This is a genomic window from Cohnella sp. GCM10012308, from assembly GCF_042649185.1.
In the GTDB taxonomy this organism is placed as follows: domain Bacteria; phylum Bacillota; class Bacilli; order Paenibacillales; family Paenibacillaceae; genus Cohnella.
Map to the genome: position 1 here is coordinate 38,760 of NZ_JBHRYU010000024.1, position 26,288 is coordinate 65,047.

Annotated in this window: 24 protein-coding genes; 6 read left to right on the forward strand and 18 right to left on the reverse strand. The window is 59.9% G+C overall.

Going from position 1 to position 26,288, the window contains the following annotated elements:
- Positions 1–100 precede the first annotated feature (100 nt).
- Positions 101–1,594 (reverse strand): polysaccharide deacetylase family protein, encoded by a 1,494-nt coding sequence (locus ACFOTD_RS22635; protein ID WP_378122207.1) that lies wholly within the window; start codon positions 1,592–1,594, stop codon positions 101–103.
- Positions 1,595–1,843: 249 nt separating this feature from the next.
- Between ACFOTD_RS22635 and ytvI the strand changes: the two genes are divergently transcribed.
- On the forward strand, positions 1,844–3,013 hold the full coding sequence (gene ytvI, locus ACFOTD_RS22640; protein WP_378122208.1) for a sporulation integral membrane protein YtvI: 1,170 nt from the start codon (positions 1,844–1,846) through the stop codon (positions 3,011–3,013).
- Here ytvI and ACFOTD_RS22645 read toward each other — a convergent pair.
- From ACFOTD_RS22645 to cymR, 15 genes are all read right to left on the reverse strand, one after another.
- Positions 2,922–4,757 (reverse strand): peptidoglycan D,D-transpeptidase FtsI family protein, encoded by a 1,836-nt coding sequence (locus tag ACFOTD_RS22645; protein ID WP_378122209.1) that lies wholly within the window; start codon positions 4,755–4,757, stop codon positions 2,922–2,924. The two genes, ytvI and ACFOTD_RS22645, sit on opposite strands and share 92 nt — an antisense overlap.
- A gap of 195 nt (positions 4,758–4,952) precedes the next feature.
- On the reverse strand, positions 4,953–7,085 hold the full coding sequence (locus tag ACFOTD_RS22650; protein ID WP_378122210.1) for a methyl-accepting chemotaxis protein: 2,133 nt from the start codon (positions 7,083–7,085) through the stop codon (positions 4,953–4,955).
- Between the two features lie 262 nt (positions 7,086–7,347).
- Complete coding sequence (locus ACFOTD_RS22655; RefSeq protein ID WP_378122211.1) at positions 7,348–8,631, reverse strand: peptidase U32 family protein; 1,284 nt, start codon at positions 8,629–8,631, stop codon at positions 7,348–7,350.
- Positions 8,631–9,557, reverse strand: coding sequence for a peptidase U32 family protein (locus ACFOTD_RS22660; RefSeq protein ID WP_378122212.1), 927 nt, complete (start codon positions 9,555–9,557; stop codon positions 8,631–8,633). The genes ACFOTD_RS22655 and ACFOTD_RS22660 overlap by 1 nt, the downstream gene beginning before the upstream one ends.
- 130 nt (positions 9,558–9,687) lie before the next feature.
- Complete coding sequence (gene mltG / locus ACFOTD_RS22665) at positions 9,688–11,010, reverse strand: endolytic transglycosylase MltG (protein ID WP_378122213.1); 1,323 nt, start codon at positions 11,008–11,010, stop codon at positions 9,688–9,690.
- Positions 11,011–11,097: 87 nt separating this feature from the next.
- On the reverse strand, positions 11,098–11,415 hold the full coding sequence (locus tag ACFOTD_RS22670) for a DUF1292 domain-containing protein (RefSeq protein ID WP_378122214.1): 318 nt from the start codon (positions 11,413–11,415) through the stop codon (positions 11,098–11,100).
- Complete coding sequence (locus tag ACFOTD_RS22675; protein WP_282909564.1) at positions 11,412–11,717, reverse strand: DUF1292 domain-containing protein; 306 nt, start codon at positions 11,715–11,717, stop codon at positions 11,412–11,414. The genes ACFOTD_RS22670 and ACFOTD_RS22675 overlap by 4 nt, the downstream gene beginning before the upstream one ends.
- Positions 11,710–12,144 (reverse strand): Holliday junction resolvase RuvX, encoded by a 435-nt coding sequence (ruvX, locus tag ACFOTD_RS22680; RefSeq protein ID WP_378122215.1) that lies wholly within the window; start codon positions 12,142–12,144, stop codon positions 11,710–11,712. Before ruvX ends, ACFOTD_RS22675 begins: the two co-directional genes overlap by 8 nt.
- Positions 12,144–12,419 carry an IreB family regulatory phosphoprotein gene (locus tag ACFOTD_RS22685; protein ID WP_271749126.1) on the reverse strand — a complete coding sequence of 92 codons (276 nt, stop codon included), beginning with the start codon at positions 12,417–12,419 and terminating at the stop codon, positions 12,144–12,146. Before ACFOTD_RS22685 ends, ruvX begins: the two co-directional genes overlap by 1 nt.
- Before the next feature lie 159 nt (positions 12,420–12,578).
- Positions 12,579–15,224 (reverse strand): alanine--tRNA ligase, encoded by a 2,646-nt coding sequence (gene alaS / locus ACFOTD_RS22690; protein ID WP_378122216.1) that lies wholly within the window; start codon positions 15,222–15,224, stop codon positions 12,579–12,581.
- Between the two features lie 423 nt (positions 15,225–15,647).
- Positions 15,648–16,718: an AI-2E family transporter gene (locus ACFOTD_RS22695; protein WP_378122217.1), complete on the reverse strand. Its 1,071-nt coding sequence runs from the start codon at positions 16,716–16,718 to the stop codon at positions 15,648–15,650.
- Positions 16,719–16,901: 183 nt separating this feature from the next.
- Positions 16,902–17,108, reverse strand: coding sequence for a hypothetical protein (locus ACFOTD_RS22700; RefSeq protein ID WP_090114827.1), 207 nt, complete (start codon positions 17,106–17,108; stop codon positions 16,902–16,904).
- 6 nt (positions 17,109–17,114) lie between these two features.
- On the reverse strand, positions 17,115–17,651 hold the full coding sequence (locus ACFOTD_RS22705) for a PRC-barrel domain-containing protein (protein ID WP_378122218.1): 537 nt from the start codon (positions 17,649–17,651) through the stop codon (positions 17,115–17,117).
- Between the two features lie 30 nt (positions 17,652–17,681).
- Positions 17,682–18,845, reverse strand: a complete 1,164-nt coding sequence (locus ACFOTD_RS22710) for a cysteine desulfurase family protein (protein WP_378122219.1) — start codon at positions 18,843–18,845, stop codon at positions 17,682–17,684.
- 18 nt (positions 18,846–18,863) lie between these two features.
- The gene (gene cymR, locus ACFOTD_RS22715; protein WP_378122220.1) at positions 18,864–19,283 is read right to left on the reverse strand and encodes a cysteine metabolism transcriptional regulator CymR; all 420 of its coding nucleotides are present in this window, start codon (positions 19,281–19,283) and stop codon (positions 18,864–18,866) included.
- Positions 19,284–19,584: 301 nt separating this feature from the next.
- Here cymR and mnmA point away from each other — a divergent pair, with 301 nt between their 5' ends.
- Positions 19,585–20,715: a tRNA 2-thiouridine(34) synthase MnmA gene (mnmA, locus tag ACFOTD_RS22720; protein WP_378122221.1), complete on the forward strand. Its 1,131-nt coding sequence runs from the start codon at positions 19,585–19,587 to the stop codon at positions 20,713–20,715.
- 542 nt (positions 20,716–21,257) lie between these two features.
- Here the strand turns inward: mnmA and ACFOTD_RS22725 are convergent.
- Complete coding sequence (locus tag ACFOTD_RS22725; RefSeq protein ID WP_378122222.1) at positions 21,258–21,455, reverse strand: cold shock domain-containing protein; 198 nt, start codon at positions 21,453–21,455, stop codon at positions 21,258–21,260.
- Positions 21,456–21,560: 105 nt separating this feature from the next.
- Positions 21,561–22,283, reverse strand: coding sequence for a class I SAM-dependent methyltransferase (locus ACFOTD_RS22730; RefSeq protein ID WP_378122223.1), 723 nt, complete (start codon positions 22,281–22,283; stop codon positions 21,561–21,563).
- Positions 22,284–22,523: 240 nt separating this feature from the next.
- Between ACFOTD_RS22730 and ACFOTD_RS22735 the strand changes: the two genes are divergently transcribed.
- The 4 genes from ACFOTD_RS22735 to ACFOTD_RS22750 all read left to right on the forward strand — a co-directional run bounded on the left by ACFOTD_RS22735 (position 22,524) and on the right by ACFOTD_RS22750 (position 26,284).
- Complete coding sequence (locus ACFOTD_RS22735; protein ID WP_090114816.1) at positions 22,524–22,757, forward strand: hypothetical protein; 234 nt, start codon at positions 22,524–22,526, stop codon at positions 22,755–22,757.
- Positions 22,758–22,790: 33 nt separating this feature from the next.
- A complete protein-coding gene (locus ACFOTD_RS22740) occupies positions 22,791–22,973 on the forward strand; it encodes a hypothetical protein (protein ID WP_217598003.1) in 183 nt (60 codons plus the stop codon).
- Positions 22,974–23,218: 245 nt separating this feature from the next.
- Complete coding sequence (gene pepF, locus ACFOTD_RS22745) at positions 23,219–25,015, forward strand: oligoendopeptidase F (protein WP_378122288.1); 1,797 nt, start codon at positions 23,219–23,221, stop codon at positions 25,013–25,015.
- Positions 25,016–25,153: 138 nt separating this feature from the next.
- Positions 25,154–26,284 (forward strand): HD-GYP domain-containing protein, encoded by a 1,131-nt coding sequence (locus ACFOTD_RS22750; RefSeq protein WP_378122224.1) that lies wholly within the window; start codon positions 25,154–25,156, stop codon positions 26,282–26,284.
- Positions 26,285–26,288: the final 4 nt, after the last annotated feature.

A 26,288-nucleotide genomic window follows, 5' to 3' on the forward strand; every position in this document is an offset into this window, starting at 1 on the left:
TTAGAAAGCATCCATGGACCAAAAACGCAAACGGGACGAAGCAGGAAATTTCTTTGCTTCGTCCCGTTTGGTTTTTCAGGTGCTTTAACCTTAGTCACGTCTAAGCCCGATCGCCCGTACCATCGCTGCCCGGCAGCGCCTCGGCACCGTCGAAGCCCGCAGCCCCGACAGCCGCCATGCCTTGCTCGATCTCGGCCTTCGAGGCGCGCTCTCTGGCGGGCGAATAGCTCCCCTTTTCCCACTGCATAAGCTTCAGTCGCGACATAATGAGCATCCGAGGCTCCATCCGTTCGCCGTGCGATTTGACGCGCGTCCGGCCCTGCGGGTGAATAATGGCGGTCAGCATACGCAAATAGCGATTCGTAAACCAGGCAAAAATGCCTTTCTGAAGTGCGAACGTCTCGAAGCCCAAGCCTTCGGAACCCCGGTTGATCATCGAGATGCCGTACAGCGCCTTGACTTCGTCGCCGCCGGGCACCGAACGAAGCTCCTTTGCCGCGCCCGGCAGCGTCTTTTTGACGCTCTGGATGACGCGAATGGCGATCTGCATTTCCGAACGAGAGCTCATGCCGATATCCAGCATCATCTTGTTGACGAAATGCAGCTCCATCACGCGGTCGCCCTTGACGATCCGTCCGCCGTCTGCCAGCGTAAGCGTCGGTCCCCCGTACCGAATGATCCGGTAGTGAAACGACTTGCCGTCGCCGATCGGACGGAGACGGAACAGCCAGCCAAAAATGTCCTCCCACAGCATCCAGGCCGCCACCAGCACCCGTTTGAACGGTCCCGTCTTCTGCGTCTCCGCCGACTTCGACTGACCGCCTGCGACGATGCCTTCCGCCGGAACGGCGCTCGGTCCGCCGGATCCGGCTCTGGCACGTTCCTTGTTCAGCTCGGTCTGCCGCATCAACTCGCCGATGCCGACAAAGCGCAAACCCTCGCGCTTGCCGTCCTCGAGGATACGTCCGACCGCTTCGATCGTGTTGGCCGGCGCGTCGGGATCTGCGCCGAACGTGTCGCCGCAATCGTGGAGCAGCAGCACCGCGCCGGGCTGCAGCTTGCGCCTGATCTTGCCGTATAGGCGCTCAGCGCCTACCTTAAGCTTCCAGTCGCCGAACAAAGCGGTCCACAGCACGATCTGCGGCTTGTTCCGTCCGATGAAGTCGAAGACGTTGACGATGCCCCAGGGCGGTCGGTAATATCTTGGCCGCATCCCCGTGATATGCTCGACGATGTCCCCGGTTCGAACGACATGCCGCCTGACGCTGACCGGGCCCATAATCCAGTTGCTCCGGTGAACGTAGTTGTGGATGCCGATGTCGTGTCCCTCTTCGTGCATGCGCCGCACGATGTCCGGATGCTTCTCCGCATGCGCGCCGACGACAAAAAAAGTCGCGTGCGCACCATGCGCCTTGAGCAAGTCCAGCAGCCTCGGGGTGTATACCGGATGCGGGCCGTCGTCGAACGTCAACGCGATCTCGCGCTCGGCGACTCCCTTGGAAAATACCCGGAATCCGAACATCCGGCTGATAAATCCCGGCAAAAACGCGTAAAAAGTCCAGAAATAAAAGCCCCACCAAAGGATGACGTCCATGCCGATTCCACCATCTTGCTTTCTGTTATAAATGTTGCTCGCGTTCAACTTCTTTTATTTTAACATAGGTCGACGAAAAGGTCGTACGAAAATTGACGATGCGTCGTATATCTTTTTAATGACACGCTTTAATGACACGCCGATTGTCGCCAAGCGCTTCGGATTTTGAGACGCCGTAGCCTTGTCCGCGTATAATCGGTTAATATAGAACCCGTAGCCTCATCTCAACCGACAAAGGGGAAATACATAATGCTCTCGCTGTACCAAAAATACTGGAGAACCGCGTTCGACATCGCCTTGATCGTTTTTACCGTTTGGCTTATCATGTTCGCTTTTAGTTATTTGTATAAGATTGCTACGCCGGTATTCCTTTCCTTTCTTATTTTTCTCTGCATCGAACCGCTCGCCCGCAGGCTCAACAAGCTTGGCATCCGCAAGGCGATCGCTTCCGGCATCAGCGTGCTCCTGTTCACGGCCGTGCTGCTAGCCGCGCTAGCGGGCATCGGCTTTATGTTCTACCATCAAACTTCCGAGCTCGTCGAAAAGCTGCCTAAATACCAAACCCAGGTAGAAGCCCAGATACACGCCATTACGACGGAAATTCAACAACGCTCCGACAGCCTGCCCGACGGCCTCGCGGACAAGCTGCAGGGCGCCGCCGAAAATATCGTCAAGTTCGGCACCAAGCTCGCGACGAACCTGTTCAACGGCACCGTCGGTTTCGTGAGCTCCTTTTCCTCGTTCGTGTTGAATTTCTCGATCGCCCTCATCCTAGCCTATTTCTTAAGCGTCGAGATCGATATGTGGAAAAGGCTGGCCGGTCAGCGTTCGCCGAAGACGCTGAAGACCGCGTTCACCTTTTTGCGGGAAAATGTGTTCAAGGGCATCGGAGCCTATCTCAAATCCCAGCTCAAGCTGATCAGCATCACGTTTCTCGTCATCCTGATCGCCCTGCTCGCGCTTCAGGTGAACAACGCGCTGACCATCGCGCTCCTCGCGGCATTCTTCGACGTCCTGCCGCTGCTCGGCGTCAGCACGTTGTTTATCCCGTGGATTTTATATTTGTTCATCGTCGGACAGACGGGCCTTGCCATCTGGCTCTCCGCGCTGCTGCTCGTCGTGACGCTGACCCGCCAGTTTCTGGAGCCGCGCATAACGGGCCAGACCGTCGGCGTTTCTGCCTTTACGATGCTTGCCTTCATGATGGTGTCGCTGTCCTTCTTCGGCTTCGCGGGCCTGATCCTGGCGCCGATCCTGATGATCCTGCTCAAGGCGCTGTACGACCAAGGCTACTTCCACCGGTGGATTCGCTGGCCCAAGGAAGAGTTTATCGTTTCGCCGTTTCACCCTTCGGCGTCCCAGACGACCGTGCCTGGGGTTCCGCTTCCGCCCGATCCATCAGACGAAGCGCGTCCATAATGTCGCCGAACACGGCCGGCGCCGCATTGCGTACGCCGGCCGTGCGGTTTTCCAGCAGCACGGATACCGCATAACGAGGACGGCCCTTGGCGGGGCCGTACCCCACGAACCATTGATCGTTCAACGCCGGCCGCTTGCCGGCAAGCTCCGCCGTGCCGGACTTGCCTGCGAGCGGCCATTCGTTTGACCCGAGCGCTTGCTCGGCCGTGCCTTCCGTGACGACTGCGCGCATCGCTTCTCGCAGGGCGGCAGCCGTAGCCGGCTTAATGCTGCCGAATTCGGACGGCGCTCCCCGGACCGGCATATTCGCCAGCAGTCCGCCGTCAGCATAACGGATCTCCATTGCGATCCGCGGAGCTTGCACTCGGCCCCCATGCAGCAAGGTTACGACCATGTTGGCCGCCTGCAGCGGCGTCACCCTGACGTCTCGCTGCCCGATGCCCGTCCCAGTCCGTACGCCGCCGTCCTTGCCGGCTACAGGCGAAGCGAATATCGCGCCAGGCTGTTCCTCCTCCAGCAATCGCAGCGGCTTGCCGTCGACGAATGAGCCGATTTGCCAGCCGATCTGCCTCCCAAGTCCCAGCTTGTCCGCCGTCTCCGCAAGCAGCGCGGGATCAAGCCGCTCCGCGAGCGCCGCGAACACGACGTTGCACGACTGGGCATACGCCTCCTTGACCGTCAGCACGCCGTGGCCGCCGTGCAGCCAGCAGCTAAGGCCGTATCTGCCGTACGCCCCCGTGCAGCGGAACGTCTCGTCCAGCGTCGTGACGCCGGCCTCGAGCGCCGCCGCGAGCGTGACCGTCTTGAACACCGAGCCCGGCGGGACCGCAATCAGCGCATGGTTGCGTTCGTCCGTGCCGGACATGCCGATCTGCGCCGGGTCGAAAGCGGGCAGCGAGACCATGCCGAGGATATCCGCATGCTCTACGTCCAGCACGACAACGGCGCCTTCCTTAATGCCGTGCTTTTTGAGCGCCGCCTCGGCCGCGCGCTGCACGTCCGCATCGATCGTCGTTCGCACCTGAAGCGGATAATGCGGGTTCGCAGGTCCCGAGACGCGCAGCCCGATGCCGGCAAGCGGACGCCTGGCGCCGTCGGTAGTCGCAACCGCGTAGGTACGCCCTACGCCCCGGATCAGCCGGTCCAGCGACAGCTCTAGCCCGGCTTCTCCAATCGGGTCGGTTGTCTTCGCTTTTCCCGAAGCCAACTCCTTCTTGTACAGCTTCGTTAACCGCGCGGGATCCTGCGCCGTATAGCCGATCGCTTGCAGCGCAGGCCCGCTGCCTTGCTCCGCGCCGTAGCGGTCGATATATGGAACCACGGCGACGCCGGTCAGCCCCAGCGCACCGATTTGCCGCTCCTGCGTCTCAGTCAGCGCGACGACCGTGCCCGTCTTTCCTTTTTTCCATACGAGCGGCTCGCGAATGCCGTCGAGCCAGGCGCCCAACTGCTGGGCGTTCGCTCCAAGCGTGTCAGCCAGCACCTGCAGTTGATTGTCGGACCCCCGAGGCATCCCGCCGGTCGGATAGGCCGCAAGCGCACGAATCGTCCTGCCGGTCAGCGGGCGGCCGTCGCGGTCGACAAACTGTCCGCGTCCGCTGTCCAGCTCCAGCGGATCCGAATGCTGCAGATAAGCTTGCTTGGACAGACCCGCGACCGCGTTTTCGCTCCGGCCGCCGCCGCCAAGCTGCACCCACGCCAGCCTCGCTTCCATAACGCCAAAAATCGCGGCCAACAAGATCATGATTTTAAAAATCCGAGCAGGCACCGGACCGTTCAACGGCCATCCCTTCCCCGTCTACGAATTGTAACGCCGATATTCCCATTGTTGCCCGGCCGCCTTCCCGGTAACCTGCCAAGCCGGCGCGGTAAAGCATAAAAAAGAATGCCGCCCCCATGCGCGGGAGCGGCATTCCGTACTTCAAACGAATTAAATCGGTTAAGCTACGGTGAATTGGGACAACGATTGACGCAGCTGCTGAGATACCGTCTCGAGCTTGTTGGACAGCTGTACGAGACCGTCGCTGATGCCCAACTGCTCGTTGCTCAGCGAAGCGACCTGCTCGCTCGTAGCCGACGCTTGCTGCGCGACGGCACTGACGTTCGTCATCGTGAGCGTCAGCGTCTCTTGCGCTTGCTCGAGCTGCGATACAGACGCGGTAGCGGCATGCAGGCGCTCGTTGAAGTCGCTCATATGCGACTGCACGTTTTCGAAAATTTTGTTGGCATCCCGAACGGCCTCGATCTGCTCTTTGAACAGCGGGTACGCGTCGGAGAGGACGGATACGGTCTCGTCGATTTCCTGGCCGATCCGGTCGACGATCTCGCCGACGACGCCGATCGATTGGCGGGACTGGTCCGCGAGCTTGCGGATCTCGTCAGCGACGACCATGAAGCCTCTGCCGGCGGCTCCCGCACGGGCGGCTTCGATCGTTGCGTTAAGCGACAAAATGTTCGTTTGCTTCGTCATGTTGCCGAGTACGTCGAGAATCTTGCTGATCGAACCGGTGCTCTCCTTGAGCTTGTCCACCTTGTCGACCATCGAGCGCGTCATCTCTTCGGTGTGCCCGGTCTTCTCCATCAGGCCTGCCATATACTGCGTGCCTTTGCGGCCGGCTTCCTCGACCTCGTAGGCGGACTTGCCCATCTCTACGTTGGAGTCGATGACAGAAACGACCTTGTCTCCGATCTGTCCCGTCATCTCGCTGCCGCGCTCGGACTCGACGGCCAGGTTCGTAGCGCCGCCCGCGATCTCTTCGGTCGCCACGGCAATCTCCTTGGCCGCGCTGGCCGTCTTCGTCGAGGCGAGCGTCAGGGAGCTTGCGGTCTCGAGCACTTCGCTCGCGGACTGATTCGTCTGGCGCACGAGCTCCGTGATGCGCTCCATCATCCGGTTGAAGCTGTCGGATACTTGTCCGATCTCGTCCTTCTGCCGGATGGTGCTGCGCACCGTCAGGTTGCCGCGCTCGCCTTCGTTCATGAGGTGGCGGAGCTGGCCGAGCGGCTTGCCGACGGTCCACATGATGAACAGGCCGATAAGCGCCGCGATAAGCACGGACAAGCCGCACATGAGGAAGGTCAGGTTGCGGATGACCTTCGCGTCCTTGACGAGCGAAGAGGTCGGGATATTGCCGACGACGGTCCAGCCGCTGCTGCCGGCGGATTGCGAGCCGACGGAGAGCATCTCGTCGCCCTCGGCCTTGATCTTGACCTCGCCGGACGCATCCGGCAGCTCATACTCGTACTTCTGCCCCATCAAGGCTGCATCCGCCGCGTAGACGATCGTGCCGTCCGGCGCGACGATGTACGTCGAGCTGCCGTCGCCGAAGCTGACGTTCGACAACATGTCCTGCAGCGACTTGATGCTAAGTTCGATGACCAGCAAATACGGATTGCCCGAATTGACGTTCATCAACGCGCGTCCGACCGCAATCGTCGGCGCCGTCTGCTTGCCGGTAATGCCGGTCGGCATCGTCGGCACCCAGACGACCTTGCCGGCCGCTTGCTTCATCGTGTCGAGAAAGGCGGGCGGATTTTCCTTCATGTCGGGAACGCCGCCCGAATTGGAGGAGCCGATCACGGACATGGACGTGTCGGTAGGCAGCAGGAAAATGCCGGCGATCGCATTGTCCGAGATCATCACGTTGGACAGCTTCGTCGTGATCGTCCGCTGGTTGTCAAAGCGTTCGAAGTCATCCGTCGACGAGATGGCCGACCCTACTTGGGAGATAAACTCCGAATCCGACAAAAACTCCATCGACTTGCGCTCATAGCCGGTAAGCAGCAGGTCCATCCGCCCGGATACTTGCTTTGCCGTCTCCATGCTGGATTCCGAAACTTTCTTTTCGATAACGGATCTGGACTTAGAATAGGAGAATAGTCCTAGCGACACGACGCAAAGCAGGATCCCGCAGAATACAAGAATGAATAACTTCACGCCGACAGAACGAATCGGGCTTTCGAGCTTCGTTTCTTTCATTTGTTGCCCGAATTTTTTCGCATACCCTCCCAGCGTGCCGGCTCCTTGCTTCCACTCCACCGACTTGACACGATCGCGCCAACTTTGCTTCATCTGACACACCCTCCGAGACTTAGTTAAATGACTCTTGGCCGCCGAGATCGCGCCTATTAGCGCACTCGATCTCAAACGGGAACCCGTTACCACGTGCCATCACGGAAGCCGGCTGCGCAAAAAAGCTTGCCGAACATCCGACGGCGCAGAATCATCTCCGAATATATATCGGTCATCTGCACTATCAGTGTTAATTCGACAAGCTGATTTAATATCCTTTTGAAACGTTTTCTCGTCCAAACTATTTATTTTTTTGTCGAAATTACGAAGATCCGATCTTTTTGCGCATCATATCGAGCGGAGCGACAGGTTCCGAAGTCCTGATCCGAAGCAGCTGAAGCGGATGCCGGGCTACGTCGACGGCTGCCCCGTCCAGATCGGAGAGGGGTCCTGCGACCTGCTTGAAGCTGCGTCCGCCAGGACCGACGAACTCGACTTCGGTGTTCGGACGGAACGGACTGCGCTGCTCGACGACCGCGATTCCGGTCTCGGGATCGTACTCTCGCACGATTGCGGCAAAATCGTAAGGCGCGGGCTTTTCTTCGGGCTCGTAAATATGCTCCGACGCGCCGGGCGTGCTGTAGAAAAATCCGGTGTTGAGCGGACGGTTCGCCGCCTTGCCGATCTCTTCCTCCCACTCGGGGCGAAGCGCATAGCCCTCCGGATCCGCCATATAGGCGTCGATGGCCTGACGGTAAGCGCCAACGACCGAAGCGACGTAATGAATGCTCTTCATCCGGCCTTCGATCTTGAAGCTGTCCACGCCGGCATCGATAAGATCGGGAATATGCCGGATCATGCACAGATCCTTGCTGCCCATCGTGAACATATGGTCGCCAGGATCGCCGACCGGTCCGCTCTCCTGGTGCAGGTCGTACTTCCAGCGGCACGACTGGCAGCACCCGCCGCGGTTCGAATCGCGGTCGGTAAAATGGTTGGAGAGCACGCAGCGGCCCGATACCGACGAGCACATCGCGCCGTGGATGAACACTTCAAGCTCGAGGTCGACATTCGACTTGATCTCGCGAATCTCCTCCATCGACGTCTCTCTTGCGAGAACGACACGGGGCAGTCCGACTTCCTTCCAAAACTTCACGGCCTGCCAATTCATCGTCGATTGCTGCGTGCTAAGATGAACCTCGAGTCCCGGCGCATGCGCCATCGCCGTCTCGACGATGGCAGGGTCGGCCGTAATGATGGCCGCGATGCCTGCAGCTTCAAGCTGCTTTAGATAATCGGCGATGCCCGGGAGATCCTCCTGATGGGCGTAAATATTGGTCGCCACAAAAACCTTCGCGCCGTAGCGGGCGGCGAACTCGACGCCCTCGCGCATTTCCTCGAAGCTGAAGTTATCCGCGTTCGATCGCAGGCCATAGCTCTGTCCGCCGATATAGACGGCGTCCGCGCCGTAGTGGACGGCGAATTTCAGCTTTTCGAGATTGCCGGCGGGCGCGAGCAGCTCCGGCTTGTCCAGCCGGTAGCGACGGCCTGTTCCGGCGGATTCGGCTGCATGGACGGCAGTGCCGTTCATCGTCAACACCTCCATTAGTAAACTTGCTCCTTGTACAAAAATCCGAAGCTCAGCTCGCGGCCGGGATCTTGAAGCGTCCGGATCGGCTCCAGCCATTCCTCGTCGAATTCATACCCTACGGGGTCGCGGTGCCAGGCGTCGATCACGTTCCGGTAACTGCGCAGCACGGCGATATTGTACGCCTCGGACTTGAGCAGCGGCTCGACGTAAAAGCTGTCGATGCCCGCTTCGAGCAGCTCCGGCAGCGCTTCGAGCAGGCAAATGTCGTCCGCGCTCATCACGTGCGTTCCGTCCGCGTCCTCGTAGACCGGCAGACGCTCGTCAGGACGCTCCGCCTCGATCAAAAACCGGCCCTCGCTCGGCCCGAGATCGACCAGGCTGGCTTCGCGGCCAAGGTAATCCATATAGCTCTGCAGCAGATTGCGCTGGGAATGGTAAATATTCGTCATGCCGTGTACCTGAACCTGCACTTCGATCGTGCCGCTCCGCTTGAAATCGGCGATCTCCTCGCCGTTCAGCTCGCGCGCTAGGACAGCGCGGGATACGCCGCGCTTCGCCCAGAAGGCCGCCGCTGCCGAGTTGGTGCCAGTCATCTCCACGTTCCAGTGCAGCGCAATGCCCGGCGCCGCGTCGCGGGCGGCCATCCATACGGCGGGATCGCCGAACGTCGCGCCGTCCGCTCCCGCTTCGGCCGCTGCGCGCAGATAGTCCGGCAGCCCGGCAAGCTCATGGTTGCGCAGCAGCTTGCCCGCAGAGATATAGGCCTTAATGCCGAGCGCGTGCGCGCATGCGGCGGCTTCTTTTAGATCGGCTTCCGCGATCGACCCGGGCAGGCGCGCCCCGAATCTGGCATCCCCGATGAGCACGGCGCTCGCGCCGGCTTCGGCATAGGCTTTGATCTGGGCAAGCGAGCCGGCCGAGATCAACAGCTCCGTTGTCATTTCCCTCACCTCATCCAAACGTGAGGCCCGGCGCCTGCTATCGCGCGTCGCGCATCCGCTCGGGATGACGCGACGCGCGATAGCCGCCGCCGGGCCGTAATATCGGTCGCATGCTCTCGCGCGCGCCGTTTTACTTTGCGTTCTTTTCGCTTGCGCTAATGTTTTTCTGATGCTGCTTGTACGTCTCCGCGAATAAATGCGTGTTGGAGCCGTCCTTTTTGGTTACATAATACAGATAATCGGTATCGGCCGGATACAGCACCGCTTCGATCGACTTGAGGCTCGGACTCGAGATCGGTCCCGGCGGCAACCCTTTGTTCTGATAGGTATTGTACGGGCTGTCGACCTTCAGGTCGTCGTTCGTCAGCTTATCCTTTTGCTTGTCCAGCAAGTACTGGATCGTCGCGTCGATCTGCAGCGCCATCTTCTTGTCCAGACGGTTCAGGATAACGCCGGCCACGATCGGCCGCTCCTCGTCTACGACGACCTCCCGCTCGACGAGCGAAGCCGCGGTCAGCAGCTCGTGAAGCGTCCAGCCCCGCTCCTCCAGCACGCTCTGCCAATCTTCGGGAAGCGTGCCAAGCTTGCGGTCGAGCTCTGCGAGCATCCGGTCGATGATATCGGATTCGGTGCTGCCCTTTTTCATCTCGTACGTTTCCGGGAACAGATACCCTTCGATCGGATACCGCAGGCCGTCGTCCGTCGGAATCAGCTTGGTCCAGGTCGAATTCGCGAACTGCGACGGATTGCGCGCAGCGTTCATGAACTTGTCCTTGTCGATAATCCCTTCCTTGGCCAGACGGTCCGCGATCTGCACGACCGTGAACCCTTCGGGTATCGTGAAGCGAATCGTCTCGGCAGCGACCGTCTCCCCGTTGTTCAGCTTGGCCACGATCTCGCCGTTCGTCATGCCCGGCTTAAAGTCGTAGTCGCCGGCCTGGAACCTGGAGCCTTCGTTTTTGTACTTGAGCCACATGCTGAATAAAAAGGTATTGCGGATGAGTCCTTGCGCTTCGAGCGTCTCGCCGACTTTTTTGGCGCCCATGCCCTTGCTGATCGTGACGCGCACCGCCTGATCCGAGGATCCCGGAGGCCGAAGTCCGTTCCATACGTAAAAAAGGATCGAGGCGGCGGCGAGAGCGACGAGTCCGAGCGCGATCAGGAAGGACCAGAAACCGGCGTGCCCCTTCTTCGGCGGCTCGTCGTCTTCGGCCTCTTCTTCCTCGGGTTCGGGCGCAGGTTCGGGCTTGCTTGCGGCGGCACGCCTCGCAGGCGCCGCCGACGACCGCTCAGGCGGCGATCCCGGTCGCGTACGCGGCGGCAGCGGCGCGGGCGCCGGCCGTTCCTCATCCTCGCGCGCCCGGGAGGGCTCCGCGTCGGGTTCTTCCCGGTCTTCCGGAAGATTGCCCGTATACACGGATTTCCACCCGTTGTTGTCGTCGTCTCTGCTCACGCTCTCGTCCCTCCTGCTTAAATAAAAAGCGGCCGAATAGCCGTGAAGAGCGGTTGCCCGCTCTCCACGAAAATCGCGCCCACAGCCTTAAGGTCGGTCGTCCGACCCGAACTGCATGTCGTCGAAGGCTTCGGCGACGTCTTCCCATTCCTCGTCGTCGTCCACCGACTCGAGCTTGGGCTCGCCGGCATCCTCCGGCAAGACGCGGAACACCTCGATCTCGCCTTCCTTGCGCATCGCATCGCTCTGCAGCACGGCGTAAGGCTTGCCGTTCACGCTAAGCTCGGCCAAGATCCGGTAGACCTGCGTCGACCCGCTCTCGCCGGTCAGCTCGATCTCGGAGCCGAATGCCTGCTGCAGCGCGCCGCCCGGGGAGCCATGACCCTGCTTCCCGGCTTCGCTCATTGCTCTTCACTGCCGCCGAACTCGGCCGCAAGCGTGTTGAACGTCTCTTCGACGATCTCCCACTCTTCTTCGCTCTCGATCGGATAAAGCTTGATCTCGTCGTCCTCTTCGTCGAAGCGGAACGCATAGACCTCTTGCTCTTCGTCCTCGGCGTCGGCAGGCACGACCATCATATACTTGCGGTCGGTGCCGTCGTCGAGCTCGAAGCGCATGATCACCTCGAACGCCTCGTCGTTGCCGTCGTCGTCCGGGATATAAATAATCTCCGCTTCTTCTTCAGGGCGGATCGTATCGTCAGCCATTCAGGTTAGCCCCTCTCGATCTGGAATCCAAATAACTCTGAAGCAATATTGCCGCGGCCATCTTGTCGATGACCAGCTTGCGCTTCGCCCGGCTCACGTCCGCTTCGAGCAGCGCGCGCTCCGCGGCGACGGTCGTAAGCCGCTCGTCCCATAGCTTGACGGGGAGCCTCAGGGTCTCCTCAAGCCTGGCCCCGAACGCGATGCACAGGTCGCCCCGGGGGCCGACGGAGCCGTTCATGTTCTTCGGCAGGCCGAGGACGATCTCCTCGGCCTCAAGCTCCGACGCCAGCTCCGCGACCCGGCGAAGGCAAGCATCCTCGGTCTTGTGCTGGATGACCTCCACGCCCTGGGCCGTCCAGCCGAACGCGTCGCTGACGGCCACGCCCGTGCGCCTGTCTCCATAATCCAACGCCATGATCCTCGGCATCAGCGGTGCTGCTGAAGATAAAAGCGGACCATCTCTTCGATGAGTTCGTCGCGTTCTTTCTTCCGGATCAGACTTCTTGCGTTGTTGTGCCGCGGAATGTAGGCCGGGTCGCCGGACAGCAGATAGCCTACGATCTGGTTGATGGGATGGTATTCCTTCTCCACCAGCGCGTCGTGCACCGTCAGCAGGATATCCTTCGCGGAGATCTCCTCCGGATCGGGCATGACGTCGAATTTGACCGTCTTATCCATGTGATTCTTGTCGGACGAGCTCATTTTCGCAGCACCTCGCTTTATGCCAACATCATATCATATTCTCAGCTGGACGGGAAATGGAAGCGCAATCCCGCCCTGTGCGAAAGGGCATGCGGCAAGCCGGACGGACCGGCGACCGGAATGAACGGCAATCCGAACTTCCTGCGCCGCAAAATCCTCTTAGGCGCCCGCTCCTGCGGCCGCCACCAAGCCTTCGGCCGCGCGGAGCGCCTCGCCTAGCTTGGAAGGGTCCTTGCCGCCGGCTTGCGCGAGCTCCGGCTTGCCGCCGCCGCCGCCGCCGCAGATGGCGGCCAGCTCCTTGATCAGCTTGCCTGCGTGCAAGCCGCGCTGCACGAGCGCCGGCGATACGGAGACGACCAGGCTCACCTTGTCGTCATGCACGGCGCCAAGCACGAGCACGGCCTCCGGCAGCTTCGCCTTCAGCTCGTCGGCGACGCCGCGAAGCGCGTCCATGCTGCCGACGTTCACCTGCGCGGCGAGCAGCGTCAGGCCGCCCACTTCCTTCGCGCCGCCCAGCAGCTCGGCGGCCTCGAGCCGGCCGAGCCGGCCTTGCAGCGATTCCACTTCGCGCTGCGTCTGGCGCAGCTCGCCTTGAAGCGCCTCGACGCGGCGAGGCACCTCGGCCACGCCCGTCTTAAGCAGCGCCGCGGCGCCCTTTAACAGGCCGATCTGCTCGTCCATGTACGCATAGGCGTGACGGCCGGTGACGGCTTCGATCCGGCGAACGCCGGATCCGATGCCGCTCTCCGCCACGAGGCGGAACAAGCCGATCTGCGCCGTGTTGGATACGTGGCAGCCGCCGCACAGCTCGAGGCTGTAGTCGCCGACGCGCACGACGCGCACGATGTCGCCGTATTTCTCGCCGAACAGCGCCATCGCGCCGAGCGACTTGGCTTCGTCGATACCCTTCAGGCTGATGTCGACGTCGGTGCCGAGCCAGATCTGCTCGTTGACTCTGCGTTCGACGTCCGCCAGTTCGGCTTCCGTGATCGCGCCGAAGTGCGAGAAGTCAAAGCGCAGCCGGCCGGGCTCGACCAAAGAGCCCGCTTGGTTGACGTGCTCGCCCAGCACTTGCTTCAACGCCTTGTGCAGCAAGTGCGTGGCCGTATGGTTACGGACGATGTCTGCGCGGTCCACCGCATCGACGCTCGCCGTCACCTTGTCGCCGACCTTCAGGGTGCCCGAAGTGACCGTCACTTGATGCAGCGGCTGACCGTGCGGCGCCTTGCTCATGCCGGCGACGGCCGCGACCAGGCCGCCTTCGCCGACCAGCATCCCGGTGTCGCTCACTTGACCGCCGCTCTCGGCATAGAACGGCGTTCTGTCGAGGATGACCGACACCGTCTCGTCGGCGCCGGCAGCGTCTACGAACCGGTCCCCGGACACGATCGCCGCGACGGTCGCGCCGAGGGTCAACGCGCCGTAGCCGTCGAACTCGCTCTTCACGGTGTAGTCGGCAAGCGGGCCGCCCTGCACTTTCATGCTCTCGGTTTCCTGCCGGGCCGCCCGCGCCCGCTGGCGCTGCTCGTCCATCGAGGCGTCGAAGCCTTCGCGGTCGACCGTCATTCCTTGCTCCGCGGCGTAGTCCTCGGTCAGGTCGAACGGGAAGCCGTACGTGTCGTACAGCTTGAACGCGTCCGCGCCGGCGATCGTCTTCTCGCCTGCCGCTACAGCCTTCGCGCACAGGTCCGCCAGCATGGACAGCCCGTCGCTGAGCGTCTCGTGGAAGCGCTCCTCCTCGGTGCGGATGACGCGCTCGATGAACTCGGCTTTCTCTACGACGGCCGTGTAGTAGCCGCCCATGATCTCGCCGACCGTCGGGACAAGCTCCCACAGAAACGGACGGTCTATGCCGAGGACTTTGCCGTAGCGGACCGCGCGGCGAAGCAGCCGGCGGATAATGTAGCCGCGCCCTTCGTTCGACGGCATGACGCCGTCGCCTACGGCGAAGGCGACCGTGCGGATATGGTCCGCGATGACTTTGAGCGCTACGTCGTGGTCGGGATTCGTCTTATAAGAGACGCCTGCGATTCCGGCCGCCTGCGCGATGATCGGCTGGAACAGGTCGGTGTCGAAGTTCGAATCGACGTCCTGCACGATCGAAGCGAAGCGCTCGAGTCCGGCGCCGGTATCGATGTTCTTGTTCGGGAGCGGCGTATAGCTGCCGTCCTTGTTGTGATTGAATTGCGAGAAAACGAGGTTCCATACCTCGAGGAAGCGCTCATTTTCGCCGCCGGGATAGCACTCCGGATCGGACAGGTCGCCGTATGCTTCGCCGCGGTCGTAGAAGATCTCGGTGCAAGGTCCGCAAGGGCCTTCGCCGATGTCCCAGAAGTTATCGGTGAGCTTGACGATGCGCTCTGCCGGAATGCCGATCTTTTCGTTCCAGTACTTGAAAGCTTCCTCGTCCTCCGGATGCACGGTGACGGACAGACGCTCAGGCGCGAAGCCGATCCATTCCGGACCGGTCAGGAATTCCCAGGCCCAGGAGATCGTTTCTTCTTTGAAATAATCGCCGATCGAAAAGTTGCCGAGCATTTCGAAAAACGTATGGTGACGGCGCGTCTTCCCGACGTTTTCGATGTCGTTCGTCCGGATGCACTTCTGGGAGTTGGCGATGCGCGGGTTCTCCGGCTTTTCGCGGCCGTCGAAGTAGGCCTTCAGCGGCGCCATGCCTGCATTGATCCACAGAAGCGAAGGATCGTTGTGCGGGACGAGCGATGCGCTGGGCTCGACGCGATGTCCCTTGGAAGCGAAGAAACGAAGCCATCTGTCGCGGATTTCGGCGGCTTTTAACGGTTGCATGATGAGGTTCCTCCCTTGAATTGTCGGCTCTTAGGCCTGTTCTTTACCCATAAAAAAATAAAAAACGCCCCTGAAATTCAGGGACGAATCAATCGCGGTACCACCCTGGTTATTCCGCCTGAAGCCGGCTGACAGCCGGGCGAATCGGCGCGGAATCGCCTTATTCAGGCTGTAACGGGCCTACCCGTCGGATCCAGTCCGAAGCTCGGAAGCCGGCTTCCCCCGCCCTTCGCACGAAGACGCTCGCAGCCTGGCCGTACCGCTTGTCCGGCGAGCGCTGGGCTCGGGGGCGATCTGGCAAGGCGTCTTCTCTCTGCATTGCGGACTCTCGGGGTACTCTTGCTTCTTCAACGCTCGATGGTTATGTTGCGCTCACGTTTTTTCAAGCGACGTTACCATTATAGAGTTGCACTTTCGGCGGTGTCAAACGGTTTTTCGCCGGATGTAATAAGCGAACAGATGCTGGACGACTACGCGCAGCGCCGCATAGAAAGGCACCGCAAGCAGCAGCCCGACGATGCCGGCCAACTCGCCGCCGATCAGCAGGACGAAGATGATCGTGAGCGGATGCATCCTCATCGACCGCCCCACCACCTGCGGGCTGATGACGTTGCTCTCGAGCGTCTGGCACAGCGTATTAACGATCGCCACGAACAACGCCATTTTCCACGAGATCGTGCTCGCCATGACGAGCGCGGGCAGCGCGCCGAGGAACGGTCCGAGATAAGGGATAATGTCGAACAGCGCGACAAACGCGGCCATGAGCAGCGGGTAAGGCATGCCTATTATCAGATAGCCGATATACGCGGCAAGCCCGATGCACAGCGAGACGATAAACTGCCCCCTGATATAGCTGCCCAGCGCCATGTCAATCTCCTTAAGCAGCCGGATCGTACCCTGCCTTCGGGCGCGCGGCAGATACTTCAGCACGGCCCGCTCGAAGACGTCCATATCCTTTAAAATATAAAATACGAGAAACGGGACGATCATCAGAAGGAAGATGACGTTGACGACGGCGCCGATATTGTTCAAAAAATCGGATATGCGTACGGACATTTGCTTTTCCAGCCCGATCACGGCCCGGTTGATGCCGCTCCGCACCGTGTCCGGCAGCGAATCGTTTTTGTTGAAGCTGTCGACCAGGCTCTGCGCCTTCATCGTCAGCTCCGGCATATGCTCGTTCAGCTCTCTTACCTGCGCCGCGAACATGGGGGCCACGTTCACGAGCACGACGACGCTGCTGCAGACGAAAACCGCGTAGATCAGCAAAACGGCGGCGGTCCGCGGCATTCTCCGATGATGCAGCATCGCAACGATCGGATTGAGTACGTATGCGATGATCATCGCAATCAGGAAAGGCGCGGACACGGCTTTGGCGAATCTCCATACCGACAGCAGCATCGGTCGGACAAGCGTCGCCAGGTACAATGCGAGCAGGGCCAGCACGATATAGACGAGCACGGCCAGCAGACGGCTTTGCGACAGCCGGTTCATCCTTTTCACCCCCCGACCGTTCTAGTCCGGTCCACCCTCCAGTATATGTACAAGCGAGCCTGCATAAACCTGTATCGAAGGACGAACTCCGGGGAAAGGAAAAAACAAAAAAGCCCCGGCGCTCAATGGTGAGCGCGGAGGCCGTCAGGGAGTGATGATAATCCGATTGCCCGGAATGAATCGTCACATGCCGCCTGCGTGAATATGAGGAGGGATCGGCTCTCCGAAAAACAAATCGTCGAGCGAGCTCAGCGTGCCGTCCTCTTCGACTTGATAAACGGACATCTTGTCCCCGTTCACCGTCAATTCGATAAAGCAGCTCCAGCAGTAAAACTGATGCGATCCGATCTTGCCGATATCTTTGGAATTGCAGTTCGGGCATCTCATCATCGGTTATCACCTTTCACTTTCCGCGTTAGGGTCTCTATCCATAATTCGCTCATATGATGCGGGTACGAGGATGGCGTCCTCGCCCAATGTCAAGTCCTTGGGGCCGTCCGGCAAGTACATGCGCCGCCGTCCTTCGAACACGTCCGCGAGTAATCCGTCCGTCAACTCATAGCCTGCTATTTGTGTACCCGCGGTCTTGCGAAAATAAACATCGGAGACGCGGCCAAGTTCCTGACCCTCCAATGTATAGACGGGAAGCTCTCGCATTCGGATCAATCCCGTGTGAAACGTCCGCTGCAAGCTCTTGCGAGGCATGCTTCGAATGGCATCCTTGCCCCTAAGAACCAGGGCGTCTTCGCCGCTCGTGAGAACGTCCGTCCACTTCGCGATGCGGACCTTGCGCCGGAATCCGAATCCGCCGTCCAGGACGACGTACTCGGCCTCCCAAAACTCGTCGAAACCAATGTCCAGTACGCGGCCTACTCGCTTGCCGCTTGGAAGCAGAACAGGCAATCCGATCATCTGCTGCAGGCTTCGATTCATAAAAACCTCGCAATTATAGGCAACTGCCTGTTATCTCTTACGCAAGCGAGCGACAATGGTTGCAATAATTTCTGCCGTTTTGTCCGCTTGAGAGATAGTATTGCCCATTCCGAAGCTAAATCTTACCGAATTTTTGCAAAATTGAGGCGATAGGCCCATCGCGGTCAGCACATGCGACGGCTGCAGCGAACCGGACGTACACGCCGACCCGCCTGAAGCGGCAATCCCCTGCAAATCTAAATTCATCAACAAGGTCTCATTAGAAACGCCATCGATGCCGATATTCAAAATATGAGGCAGCCGCCCTGCAGGGTCGGCGTCGCCGTTAACGGTAACCGAGTCGGGTCCGAGCCGGTAGCGCAAGCCGGTCAGCAAGGCACTCCGTACGGATTCGGCATGCCCGCGCCGCGCGTCGACCGCATTCGCCACGAGCGATGCGGCTGCGCCGAATGCGGCGATTCCCGCCACATTTTCCGTGCCCGCCCGCTTGCGGCGTTCCTGCGATCCGCCGTACAGCAGCGGCTGCCATGGCGTTCCCGTACGTACGTAAAGCGCGCCGACGCCCTGCGGACCGCCGATCTTGTGCGCGGACAGGCTGAGCAGATCGACCGGCAGCGTGCCGACGTCGATCGGTTCGTAGCCCAGCGCCTGAACGGCATCGACGTGCATGACGGCGCCATGGCGGCGAGCCAGCTCGCCTATAAGCGCGATCGGCTGCAGAGTGCCGGTCTCGTTGTTCCCGTACATGACGCTGACGACCGCGGTCGTCTCGCCGATCGCGGCTTCAGCATCATGCACGGAGACGCGCCCCGCGCGGTCAACCGGCAGCACGGTCAGCTCGAAGCCTTCGGCGGTCAGCCGCTCGGCGGCGTGCAGCACCGCGTGATGCTCGACTGCCGTCGTCACGATGCCGGTCCGCCTAGGATCCTTGGCGCGCTGCGCCCGAGCCGCGCCGAACAGCGCGGCATTGTCGCTCTCGGTACCGCCGCCGGTGAACGTCAGCTCGTCCGGCCTGCAGCCGATCGCGCTCGCCAGTGCGTCCCTCGCCTCGGTCACGCGGCTGCGGGCGCCGCGGCCGAAGGCATGCAGGCTCGACGGGTTGCCGGGAGCCTCGCCAGCCGCCGCCACATAGGCGGCGAGCGCCTCGGGGAGCATCGGCGCCGTAGCGGCGTAATCCATATAAATGCGTTTCATATCCATCACCGGCTACATCTAAATGTAGAACATATAGCTGTCGGGCTTGCCCTCATCCTTGAAGTTGATGAGATCCGACAGCGTCGTGGAGTCCAGCACGCTCGCGATGCTGTCGCGAATGCGCAGCCACAGGTCGCGCTTCGCGGCGTCGTCTTCCTCGGTAAAGTCGACCGGGCTGATCGGCCCTTCTAGTATGCGAATAATATCCCCCGCCGTGATCCCTTCCGGATCCTTCGAGAGAATATAGCCGCCGTATGCCCCGCGAATGCTCTTCACGAGTCCCGCATTGCGCAGCGGAGCGATCAGCTGCTCCAGGTAATGCTCGGACAATCCGTTTTTCTCGGCGATACTCTTCAGGGAAATCGGGCCCTCGCCGAATTTGGCTGCCAGTTCCATCATAATCGTGAGTCCGTAGCGACCCTTCGTCGAAATCTTCAAATCGGCACCTCGTTCCACGCAGACAGCGGCGCAGTCGTCTCTTTTTATATTGATAGGTCAGTATCATGGATGCAAAAAAAGGGAGTATCCCCATATCACATCTATGTTATCACATCATCCATCGTTGTGGTCAAAAAATCGGTGACATATTCATGTTATTTAGAATGCGCATTCTTTTTGACCGTCTCCCTCGCGCGCTCGCGGCGCCGCTCCCCGTTCGGCGCATGCCGCGAACTTGTGCTACAATGGGGAATGCCGGTTCGGCGACATCCCATTCGCTTGCGCAGGAGTGATTATTATAATGAATGATTTAAGATTTGCCAACCCCAAGGACACCCGCGTCGTCGTCGGCATGTCCGGCGGCGTGGACTCATCGGTCACGGCGCTGCTGCTCAAGGAGCAGGGCTTCGACGTGATCGGCGTATTCATGAAAAACTGGGACGACACCGACGAATCCGGGGTTTGCACCGCCGATCTCGACGCCGAAGACGTGCGCCGCGTTTGCGATCAGATCGGGATCCCCTACTATACCGTCAACTTCGAAGAAGAATACAAAGACAAAGTATTCGCCTACTTCCTCGACGAGTATCGCAGAGGGCGCACGCCTAATCCCGACGTGATGTGCAACCGCGAGATCAAGTTCGGCGAGTTCCTCCAGAAGGCGCTGGATCTCGGGGCGGACGTCATCGCGACGGGCCACTACGCCCGCGTCGAGTTCGAGGAAGGCGAGTATAAGCTGCTTCGCGGCGTCGACGCCAACAAGGACCAGACGTACTTCCTGCACGCGCTCGATCAGGACCAGCTGTCCCGGGCGATGTTCCCGATCGGCCATCTTCCCAAGCCCGAAGTACGGCGCATCGCCGAAGCCTCCGGCCTCGCGACCGCCAAGAAAAAGGACAGCACGGGCGTCTGCTTCATCGGCGAGCGCAACTTCAAGGAATTTTTAAGCCAGTACCTCCCCGCCCGTCCCGGCGACATGATCGATGCGGCTACCGGCGAGGTCAAGGGACGCCACGACGGCTTGATGTACTATACGCTGGGCCAGCGTCAGGGACTCGGCATCGGCGGTTCCGGCACGGGCGAGCCGTGGTTCGTCGCGGACAAGGATCTGGAACGCAACGTGCTGTACGTCGTTCAGGGCGAGCGCGATCCGATCCTGTATTCGCACGGCTTGACCGCGGGGCAGGTCAATTGGATCGCTCCAGTCAAGCCCGAGGCGCCGATGCGCTGCAGCGCCAAGTTCCGGTATCGTCAGCCGGACCAGGGCGTTACATTGACGCCGCAAGCGGACGGAACGTTCGAGATCGCCTTCGACACGCCGCAAAAGGCGATCACGCCAGGGCAAGCCGTCGTCTTCTACGACGGCGAGACTTGCCTTGGCGGCGGTACGATCGAGCGCGTCCACAAGGCGGCGCTGACGGAACGTAGCTAAAGGCGGCGGCGGACCCGCTCGAAGCCAACGCGAAAACCCCGGTTGTCTTGTCTTAATAGACGAGGCAACCGGGGTTTTGGTTTTGCTAAAATGGATGGATCTCGGATATTCTCCGCCAGCCGTTCCGACACGTCGGGCTATCGTCGCCCTCGTTGTTCTCTAGTCGCAATGCCTGCAAATCTACATCTATTTCCGCCGATATCGGCCCCTTTAAACAGGATAACTGCAAAAGCGCAGTTATTTTCCTCCTTCAGCCCGATTTCCGGCAATTGCATTGATTTTGCCTGCATATTTGCAGGCATTTCATCATGTGTCGCGAATCGGTAGGAAATTCATGTACGATTGCATTTATTTTATCGCCCTGCCGAACATCCGAATAGCTTGGCACGCCAATCGTTCGCTTGCCGGTCCAAGAATCGCCGCCTGAAGAAACAGACCCATTATTATATACTTCTTTAAAAGTCAAAAAAAGAACCTCCGGCATCGGCCGGAGGCTCTTCGATAGGCTGTCGTGCTATAATGAGCGGCCGCGCAGGCGGTGCTTACAGCTTAACGACGTTGATTGCTTGCGGTCCGCGGTTGCCGTCGGTGATCTCGAATTCTACCGCTTGGCCTTCGTCCAAGGTCTTGAAGCCATCGCCTTGAATAGCGGAGAAATGCACGAATACGTCGTTGCCGTCTTCTACCGAGATAAAGCCGTAGCCCTTCTCTGCGTTAAACCACTTAACTGTTCCTCTCAAATGAAAAACCTCCTAAAAATCTCGCCGTAAATCGGCGAATGACATTATTATAGCCGAAACCTTGTCAAGATGCAATATGTGAATTTTATGTCTCATTTTGTCCGATTATCGTTCCGAACGTATCGTCTTTTTGCGCAGCACCAGCACGCTGCTCTCCAGGGGCACAAAAGGCAGGCCGCTCGGAACGAACGACGCTTCGGCGTCAGCCGCCAGAATGTCCAGCAGCCTGTTCAGATAAGATACCGGCTCCCAGGCCAGCGTAACTAGCGGGTAGATCCGTATCTCGCCTCCGGGCATCGCCGCGCGAAGCAGTTCGCGAAGCGCCGCTTCGTGGAAGGCTTCGCCGAATTGGTCGGCATACAAAAATAAAAAATGACTGCATAGAATCAGCGAAAAGGTGTCGCTCTCGAAAGGCAATCGGGGTAACGACGCTGCCAGATACCTCTCTCCGTCCGCTTCCGATTGAAAATGGACGGCGAAGGATTCCAGAGATGCCTCGCGGATGCGTCTATGGCGCTCCGGCGATCCGTAATAGCTCCAATCGTACACCTGCGACATGGCGGCGACCTTGGCGGAGGACGTTTCGATCTCCCTTCGCGCCAGAGCGACGACCGCTTGTCGGTCCCCCGCATAGAAAGGGTCCGCCGCATAGGCGTCAATCCCGCGCGCGCAGAGCCGCGCCGTGAACGAAGATGCGCCCCCTGCCACGTCCAACACTTTTTTTCCTGTCAGCTTGTCGGTCTCGATCCCGAACATCCGCTCGTATTCCTCGTAAGAACGGCACGTCGAAGCGACCCCCGTCTGAGGGTATGCAGGCTTTTTCTCCATGTTGCGCGAATCTCCTCTCGTCTCGTCAAGCTCGTCTCTTCTCGTCTAAGTTTCGGCCCCTATGGGTTAACCCTACTTTGCCACCCTGCACGGCGGCTGTCAATCCTTACCTTGAGACTCGTTTTTCCCGTCGGGCCGCGGGTCGACATTGATTTCTGCCTTCATCTCTTCTATAGTCATGAATAACGGCTTCGCCGTATCAGAATCGGCGCAACAATTGCCGGACGGGAGGCTTTAACCATGTTCGCCAAGCACGTCATTTACAAAAACGACCATTACAACATGCTGACCGTGGAGGTCCAGGGCAAGACGCTTGTCGTACGCCAGATTTCGGACCAGTGGGGCGAGGAGTGCCACAAGTTCCTAAGCCGCCCCGAGATGATGCACTGGGCCGAGAGGCACCTTGTCGCGGAAGACTTCCCGGGCGGAGAGCAGCAGCTGGCCGAAGTCATGAACAGCCTGCGCAACGTCTAGGCGCCGGCCGCCTGGAAAGGAGGACGCGACTACATGGACTACAGCGCTACTTTGATCTACGCCATCGCGGCATTCGGGCTCGCAGCCGTGCTCATCTGGCAGCGCGACCACGTGCCGGCCAAGCTCCGCAGAGGTCTCGCGACCGTCTCGCTGGTGCTCGTGGCGTTCGCTTTTTTTCTGATCGTTTACGCATTTTTCTCGGCAGGCAGCGCATAAAGCCGTCTTAATGAAGCGCGCGAAGTCAGGATATACTACGTCGGATTGCCATTCGTTGCTAAACGGAGGTCCGTCCGATGAGAATATCCGCGAAGCCGCTGGCCGCGCTGCTCTCGGCTGCGATGCTGTCCGCGTCATGCGCGCAGGCGCAGCCCGGGGAGGCCGCCCCGCGGGGCGGCAGCAAGACAACGATCGCGCAGGCCGAGGCCCGCGGCGAATCCAACGTACCGAGGAGGCTAACCAAGATGAACGAAGTGCTCAAACGCGGCGAAGTGCCCGCCGAACACCGCTGGCATCTGGAAGACATATACCCGGACCAGGCTGCCTGGGACCGCGAATACGCGCAAGTGCGCGCGCAGATCGGCGAGATCTCGTCCTACCAAGGCAAACTGAACGACGCTGCGGCGATCTCCGCCTGCTTCGCCAAAGACGACGAGCTGTCGCTTCTCACGGAACGCCTCTACGTCTACGCGAACATGCGGAGCCATGAGGACATGGCCGACTCGAAGTACCAAGCGCTCTCCGAGAAAGCCAAAAAGCTGAGCGTCGAGGCCGGCGAAGCGACTTCCTATATTACGCCGGAAATTTTGAGCCTTTCCGAGGAGACGCTCGAGGGCATCGTCGCGGATCCTTCGCTCAAGCCTACATACCGGCGTACGCTCGAGGAGATGCTGCGGCGCAAGCCTCATACGCTCTCCAAGAGCGAGGAGTCGCTGCTCGCCCAGGTCGGCAACCTGTCTCAGGCGCCGACTACGATTTTCGGCATGCTGAACAATGCGGACATGAAGTTTCCGAAGGTAAAAAACGATAAAGGCGAGGAAGTCGAGCTGACGCACGGCCGGTACATCCAGTTCCTCGAAAGCCGCGATCGCGGCGTGCGCGAGGCGGCCTTCAAGGCGGTGTACGACACGTACGGCAAATGGCGCAACACGCTCGCCGCGACGTTGAACGCGAACGTGACCAAAAACCTGTTTTACGCGCATGCCCGCCATTATCCGTCCGCCCTCGAGATGTCCCTCTTCGGCGACAACATCCCGGCGAGCGTCTACGACAACCTCATCTCGACGATTCACGAGCATCTGCCCCTCATGCACCGCTACATGGCGCTGCGCAAAAAGCTGCTCAAGGTCGACGAGCTTCATATGTACGATCTGTTCGCGCCGCTCGTCGACGAGTTCGACATGGATATCGGCTACGCGGACGCTAAGAAGACCGTGTTCGACAGCCTGAAGCCGCTCGGCGACGACTACCGCAAGGTGCTGCAGGAAGGCTTCGACAAGGGCTGGATCGACGTCTACGAGAACGAAGGCAAGCGCAGCGGGGCCTACAGCTGGGGCGCCTACGGCACGCATCCGTACGTGCTGCTCAACCACAAGGACAACCTGAACAGCATGTTCACGCTCGCGCACGAGATGGGACACGCGCTGCACTCGTATTATTCCGACGAGAGCAATGAGTACCGCGACGCGCAGTACACGATTTTCCTCGCGGAAGTCGCCTCTACGCTGAACGAAGCGCTGCTCATGGATTACCTGCTGGACAAATCGAAGGACCCCAAGGAAAAAATGTACCTGCTCACGTACTACGCGGATCAGTTCCGTACGACGGTGTTCCGCCAGACGATGTTCGCCGAGTTCGAGAAGATCGTGCACGCGAAGGCCGAGAGCGGCGAGTCGCTCACGCCCGAAGAGCTGTCGGCGATCTATTACGACCTGAACGTCAAGTACTACGGCACCGATATGGTCGTGGACAAGGACATCGAGATGGAATGGGCGCGCATCCCCCACTTCTATACGAGCTTCTACGTGTACAAGTATGCGACGGGCTTCTCGGCGGCGACGAGCTTCGCCAAGCAGATCCTGAGCGAAGGCCAGCCGGCGGTCGACCGTTATCTCGGATTCCTGAAGAGCGGCGGCAACGACTACTCGATCAACATTCTCAAAAAAGCCGGCGTAGACATGTCCACGCCAGCCCCGATCGAGCAGGCGCTCAGCGTGTTCGAAGGATTGATCGAGCAAATGGAGCAGTTAACAGAGAAATAAGGCCTACAGTGCATGCGACTTTGGAACGCCCGCCGATCGCGGGTGTTCTTTTTTTATACTTTCGAACCAAAACTCGGCAGGAATCGAGCCCTATCGACACGAATAGATACACGGAAAGTTGACGGGGAGAGGGATAGGATGCAGCGGAAAGACTTGACGTCCGAACAATTGCTGACCATTATATTCGAATATATGGCCAAAATCTCGAGCGAATCCAAGCTGGACAAGGTGCTCGTGCTAATGGCGAATATGGGGCGCGAGATGATCGTGGCCGACCGCTGTACGGTCTGGCTCATCGACGAAGCAAGCGGCGAATTGTACACGACCGTCGCTCACGGCGTCAAGGAGATCCGGATCCCGATCGGCTCGGGCCTTGTCGGACATGCCATCGCGACCGGCGAACCGGTCATCATCGAGGACGCCCGCCACGATCCTCGTCACAATGCGGAGAACGACCGCAAGACGGGCTACCAGACGAAGTCGATCATCACGATCCCGTTCAGGAACAACGACGGCGAGACGATCGGCGCCTATCAGGCGATCAATAAGATGACCGAAGCCGGCAAATTCACCGATTACGACATGAACCTGTTATCGCTTGCCGCCTCCTATGCCGGCAAATCGCTCGAGTCGGTCATGCTGCACCAGGAAATCGCGGATACGCAGCGCGAGATCATCTCCACGATGGGCGAGATCGGCGAGATCCGGTCCAAGGAGACGGGCAACCACGTCCGGCGCGTCGCCGAATACTCCTACGCGCTGGCCAAGGCATACGGGCTGAGCGACCGCGAGGCCGAGACGCTGCGCGACGTGTCACCGATGCACGACATCGGCAAGGTCGCGATTCCCGACGCCGTGCTGAACAAGCCGGGCAAGCTGACCGACGAGGAGTACGATATCATCAAGTCGCATACCCGGATCGGCCATCAGCTGCTCAAGGGCTCGCGCCGCGAGCTGCTTGCCGCTGCCGCGATAATCGCGGAGCAGCATCATGAGAAGTGGGACGGCAGCGGATACCCCAACGGGCTCGCCGGCGAAGACATTCATATTTTCGGCCGGATCACCGCCGTTGCCGACGTGTTCGACGCGCTTAGCGCGGAGCGCGTATACAAGGCCGCATGGCCGCTCGAACGCATCGAGAAGCTGTTCCGCGAGGAGCGCGGCAGGCACTTCGATCCCGCTGTCGTGGACGTCTTTTTCGACAAGCTCAGCGAGCTGGTCGACATCCGCGACAGGTTGAACGACGGCATGAACGAAGAGGCCGGCTAGCCGG

Excerpts from the sequence above, each read along its gene's own strand:
- pepF (WP_378122288.1), top strand. The coding sequence starts at position 23,219 with ATGAACGAAGTGCTCAAACGCGGCGAAGTGCCCGCCGAACACCGCTGG.
- mnmA (WP_378122221.1), top strand. The coding sequence starts at position 19,585 with ATGAATGATTTAAGATTTGCCAACCCCAAGGACACCCGCGTCGTCGTC.
- ACFOTD_RS22730 (WP_378122223.1), bottom strand. The coding sequence starts at position 22,283 with ATGGAGAAAAAGCCTGCATACCCTCAGACGGGGGTCGCTTCGACGTGC.
- ACFOTD_RS22650 (WP_378122210.1), bottom strand. The coding sequence starts at position 7,085 with ATGAAGCAAAGTTGGCGCGATCGTGTCAAGTCGGTGGAGTGGAAGCAA.
- ACFOTD_RS22645 (WP_378122209.1), bottom strand. The coding sequence starts at position 4,757 with ATGATCTTGTTGGCCGCGATTTTTGGCGTTATGGAAGCGAGGCTGGCG.
- ytvI (WP_378122208.1), top strand. The coding sequence starts at position 1,844 with ATGCTCTCGCTGTACCAAAAATACTGGAGAACCGCGTTCGACATCGCC.
- ACFOTD_RS22670 (WP_378122214.1), bottom strand. The coding sequence starts at position 11,415 with ATGAGCGAAGCCGGGAAGCAGGGTCATGGCTCCCCGGGCGGCGCGCTG.
- ACFOTD_RS22740 (WP_217598003.1), top strand. The coding sequence starts at position 22,791 with ATGGACTACAGCGCTACTTTGATCTACGCCATCGCGGCATTCGGGCTC.
- ACFOTD_RS22710 (WP_378122219.1), bottom strand. The coding sequence starts at position 18,845 with ATGAAACGCATTTATATGGATTACGCCGCTACGGCGCCGATGCTCCCC.
- ACFOTD_RS22735 (WP_090114816.1), top strand. The coding sequence starts at position 22,524 with ATGTTCGCCAAGCACGTCATTTACAAAAACGACCATTACAACATGCTG.
- ACFOTD_RS22695 (WP_378122217.1), bottom strand. The coding sequence starts at position 16,718 with ATGAACCGGCTGTCGCAAAGCCGTCTGCTGGCCGTGCTCGTCTATATC.
- ACFOTD_RS22750 (WP_378122224.1), top strand. The coding sequence starts at position 25,154 with ATGCAGCGGAAAGACTTGACGTCCGAACAATTGCTGACCATTATATTC.
- ACFOTD_RS22655 (WP_378122211.1), bottom strand. The coding sequence starts at position 8,631 with ATGGAGGTGTTGACGATGAACGGCACTGCCGTCCATGCAGCCGAATCC.
- ACFOTD_RS22705 (WP_378122218.1), bottom strand. The coding sequence starts at position 17,651 with ATGAATCGAAGCCTGCAGCAGATGATCGGATTGCCTGTTCTGCTTCCA.
- ACFOTD_RS22635 (WP_378122207.1), bottom strand. The coding sequence starts at position 1,594 with ATGGACGTCATCCTTTGGTGGGGCTTTTATTTCTGGACTTTTTACGCG.
- ACFOTD_RS22675 (WP_282909564.1), bottom strand. The coding sequence starts at position 11,717 with ATGGCTGACGATACGATCCGCCCTGAAGAAGAAGCGGAGATTATTTAT.
- alaS (WP_378122216.1), bottom strand. The coding sequence starts at position 15,224 with ATGCAACCGTTAAAAGCCGCCGAAATCCGCGACAGATGGCTTCGTTTC.
- ACFOTD_RS22700 (WP_090114827.1), bottom strand. The coding sequence starts at position 17,108 with ATGATGAGATGCCCGAACTGCAATTCCAAAGATATCGGCAAGATCGGA.
- ruvX (WP_378122215.1), bottom strand. The coding sequence starts at position 12,144 with ATGCCGAGGATCATGGCGTTGGATTATGGAGACAGGCGCACGGGCGTG.
- ACFOTD_RS22685 (WP_271749126.1), bottom strand. The coding sequence starts at position 12,419 with ATGAGCTCGTCCGACAAGAATCACATGGATAAGACGGTCAAATTCGAC.
- ACFOTD_RS22660 (WP_378122212.1), bottom strand. The coding sequence starts at position 9,557 with ATGACAACGGAGCTGTTGATCTCGGCCGGCTCGCTTGCCCAGATCAAA.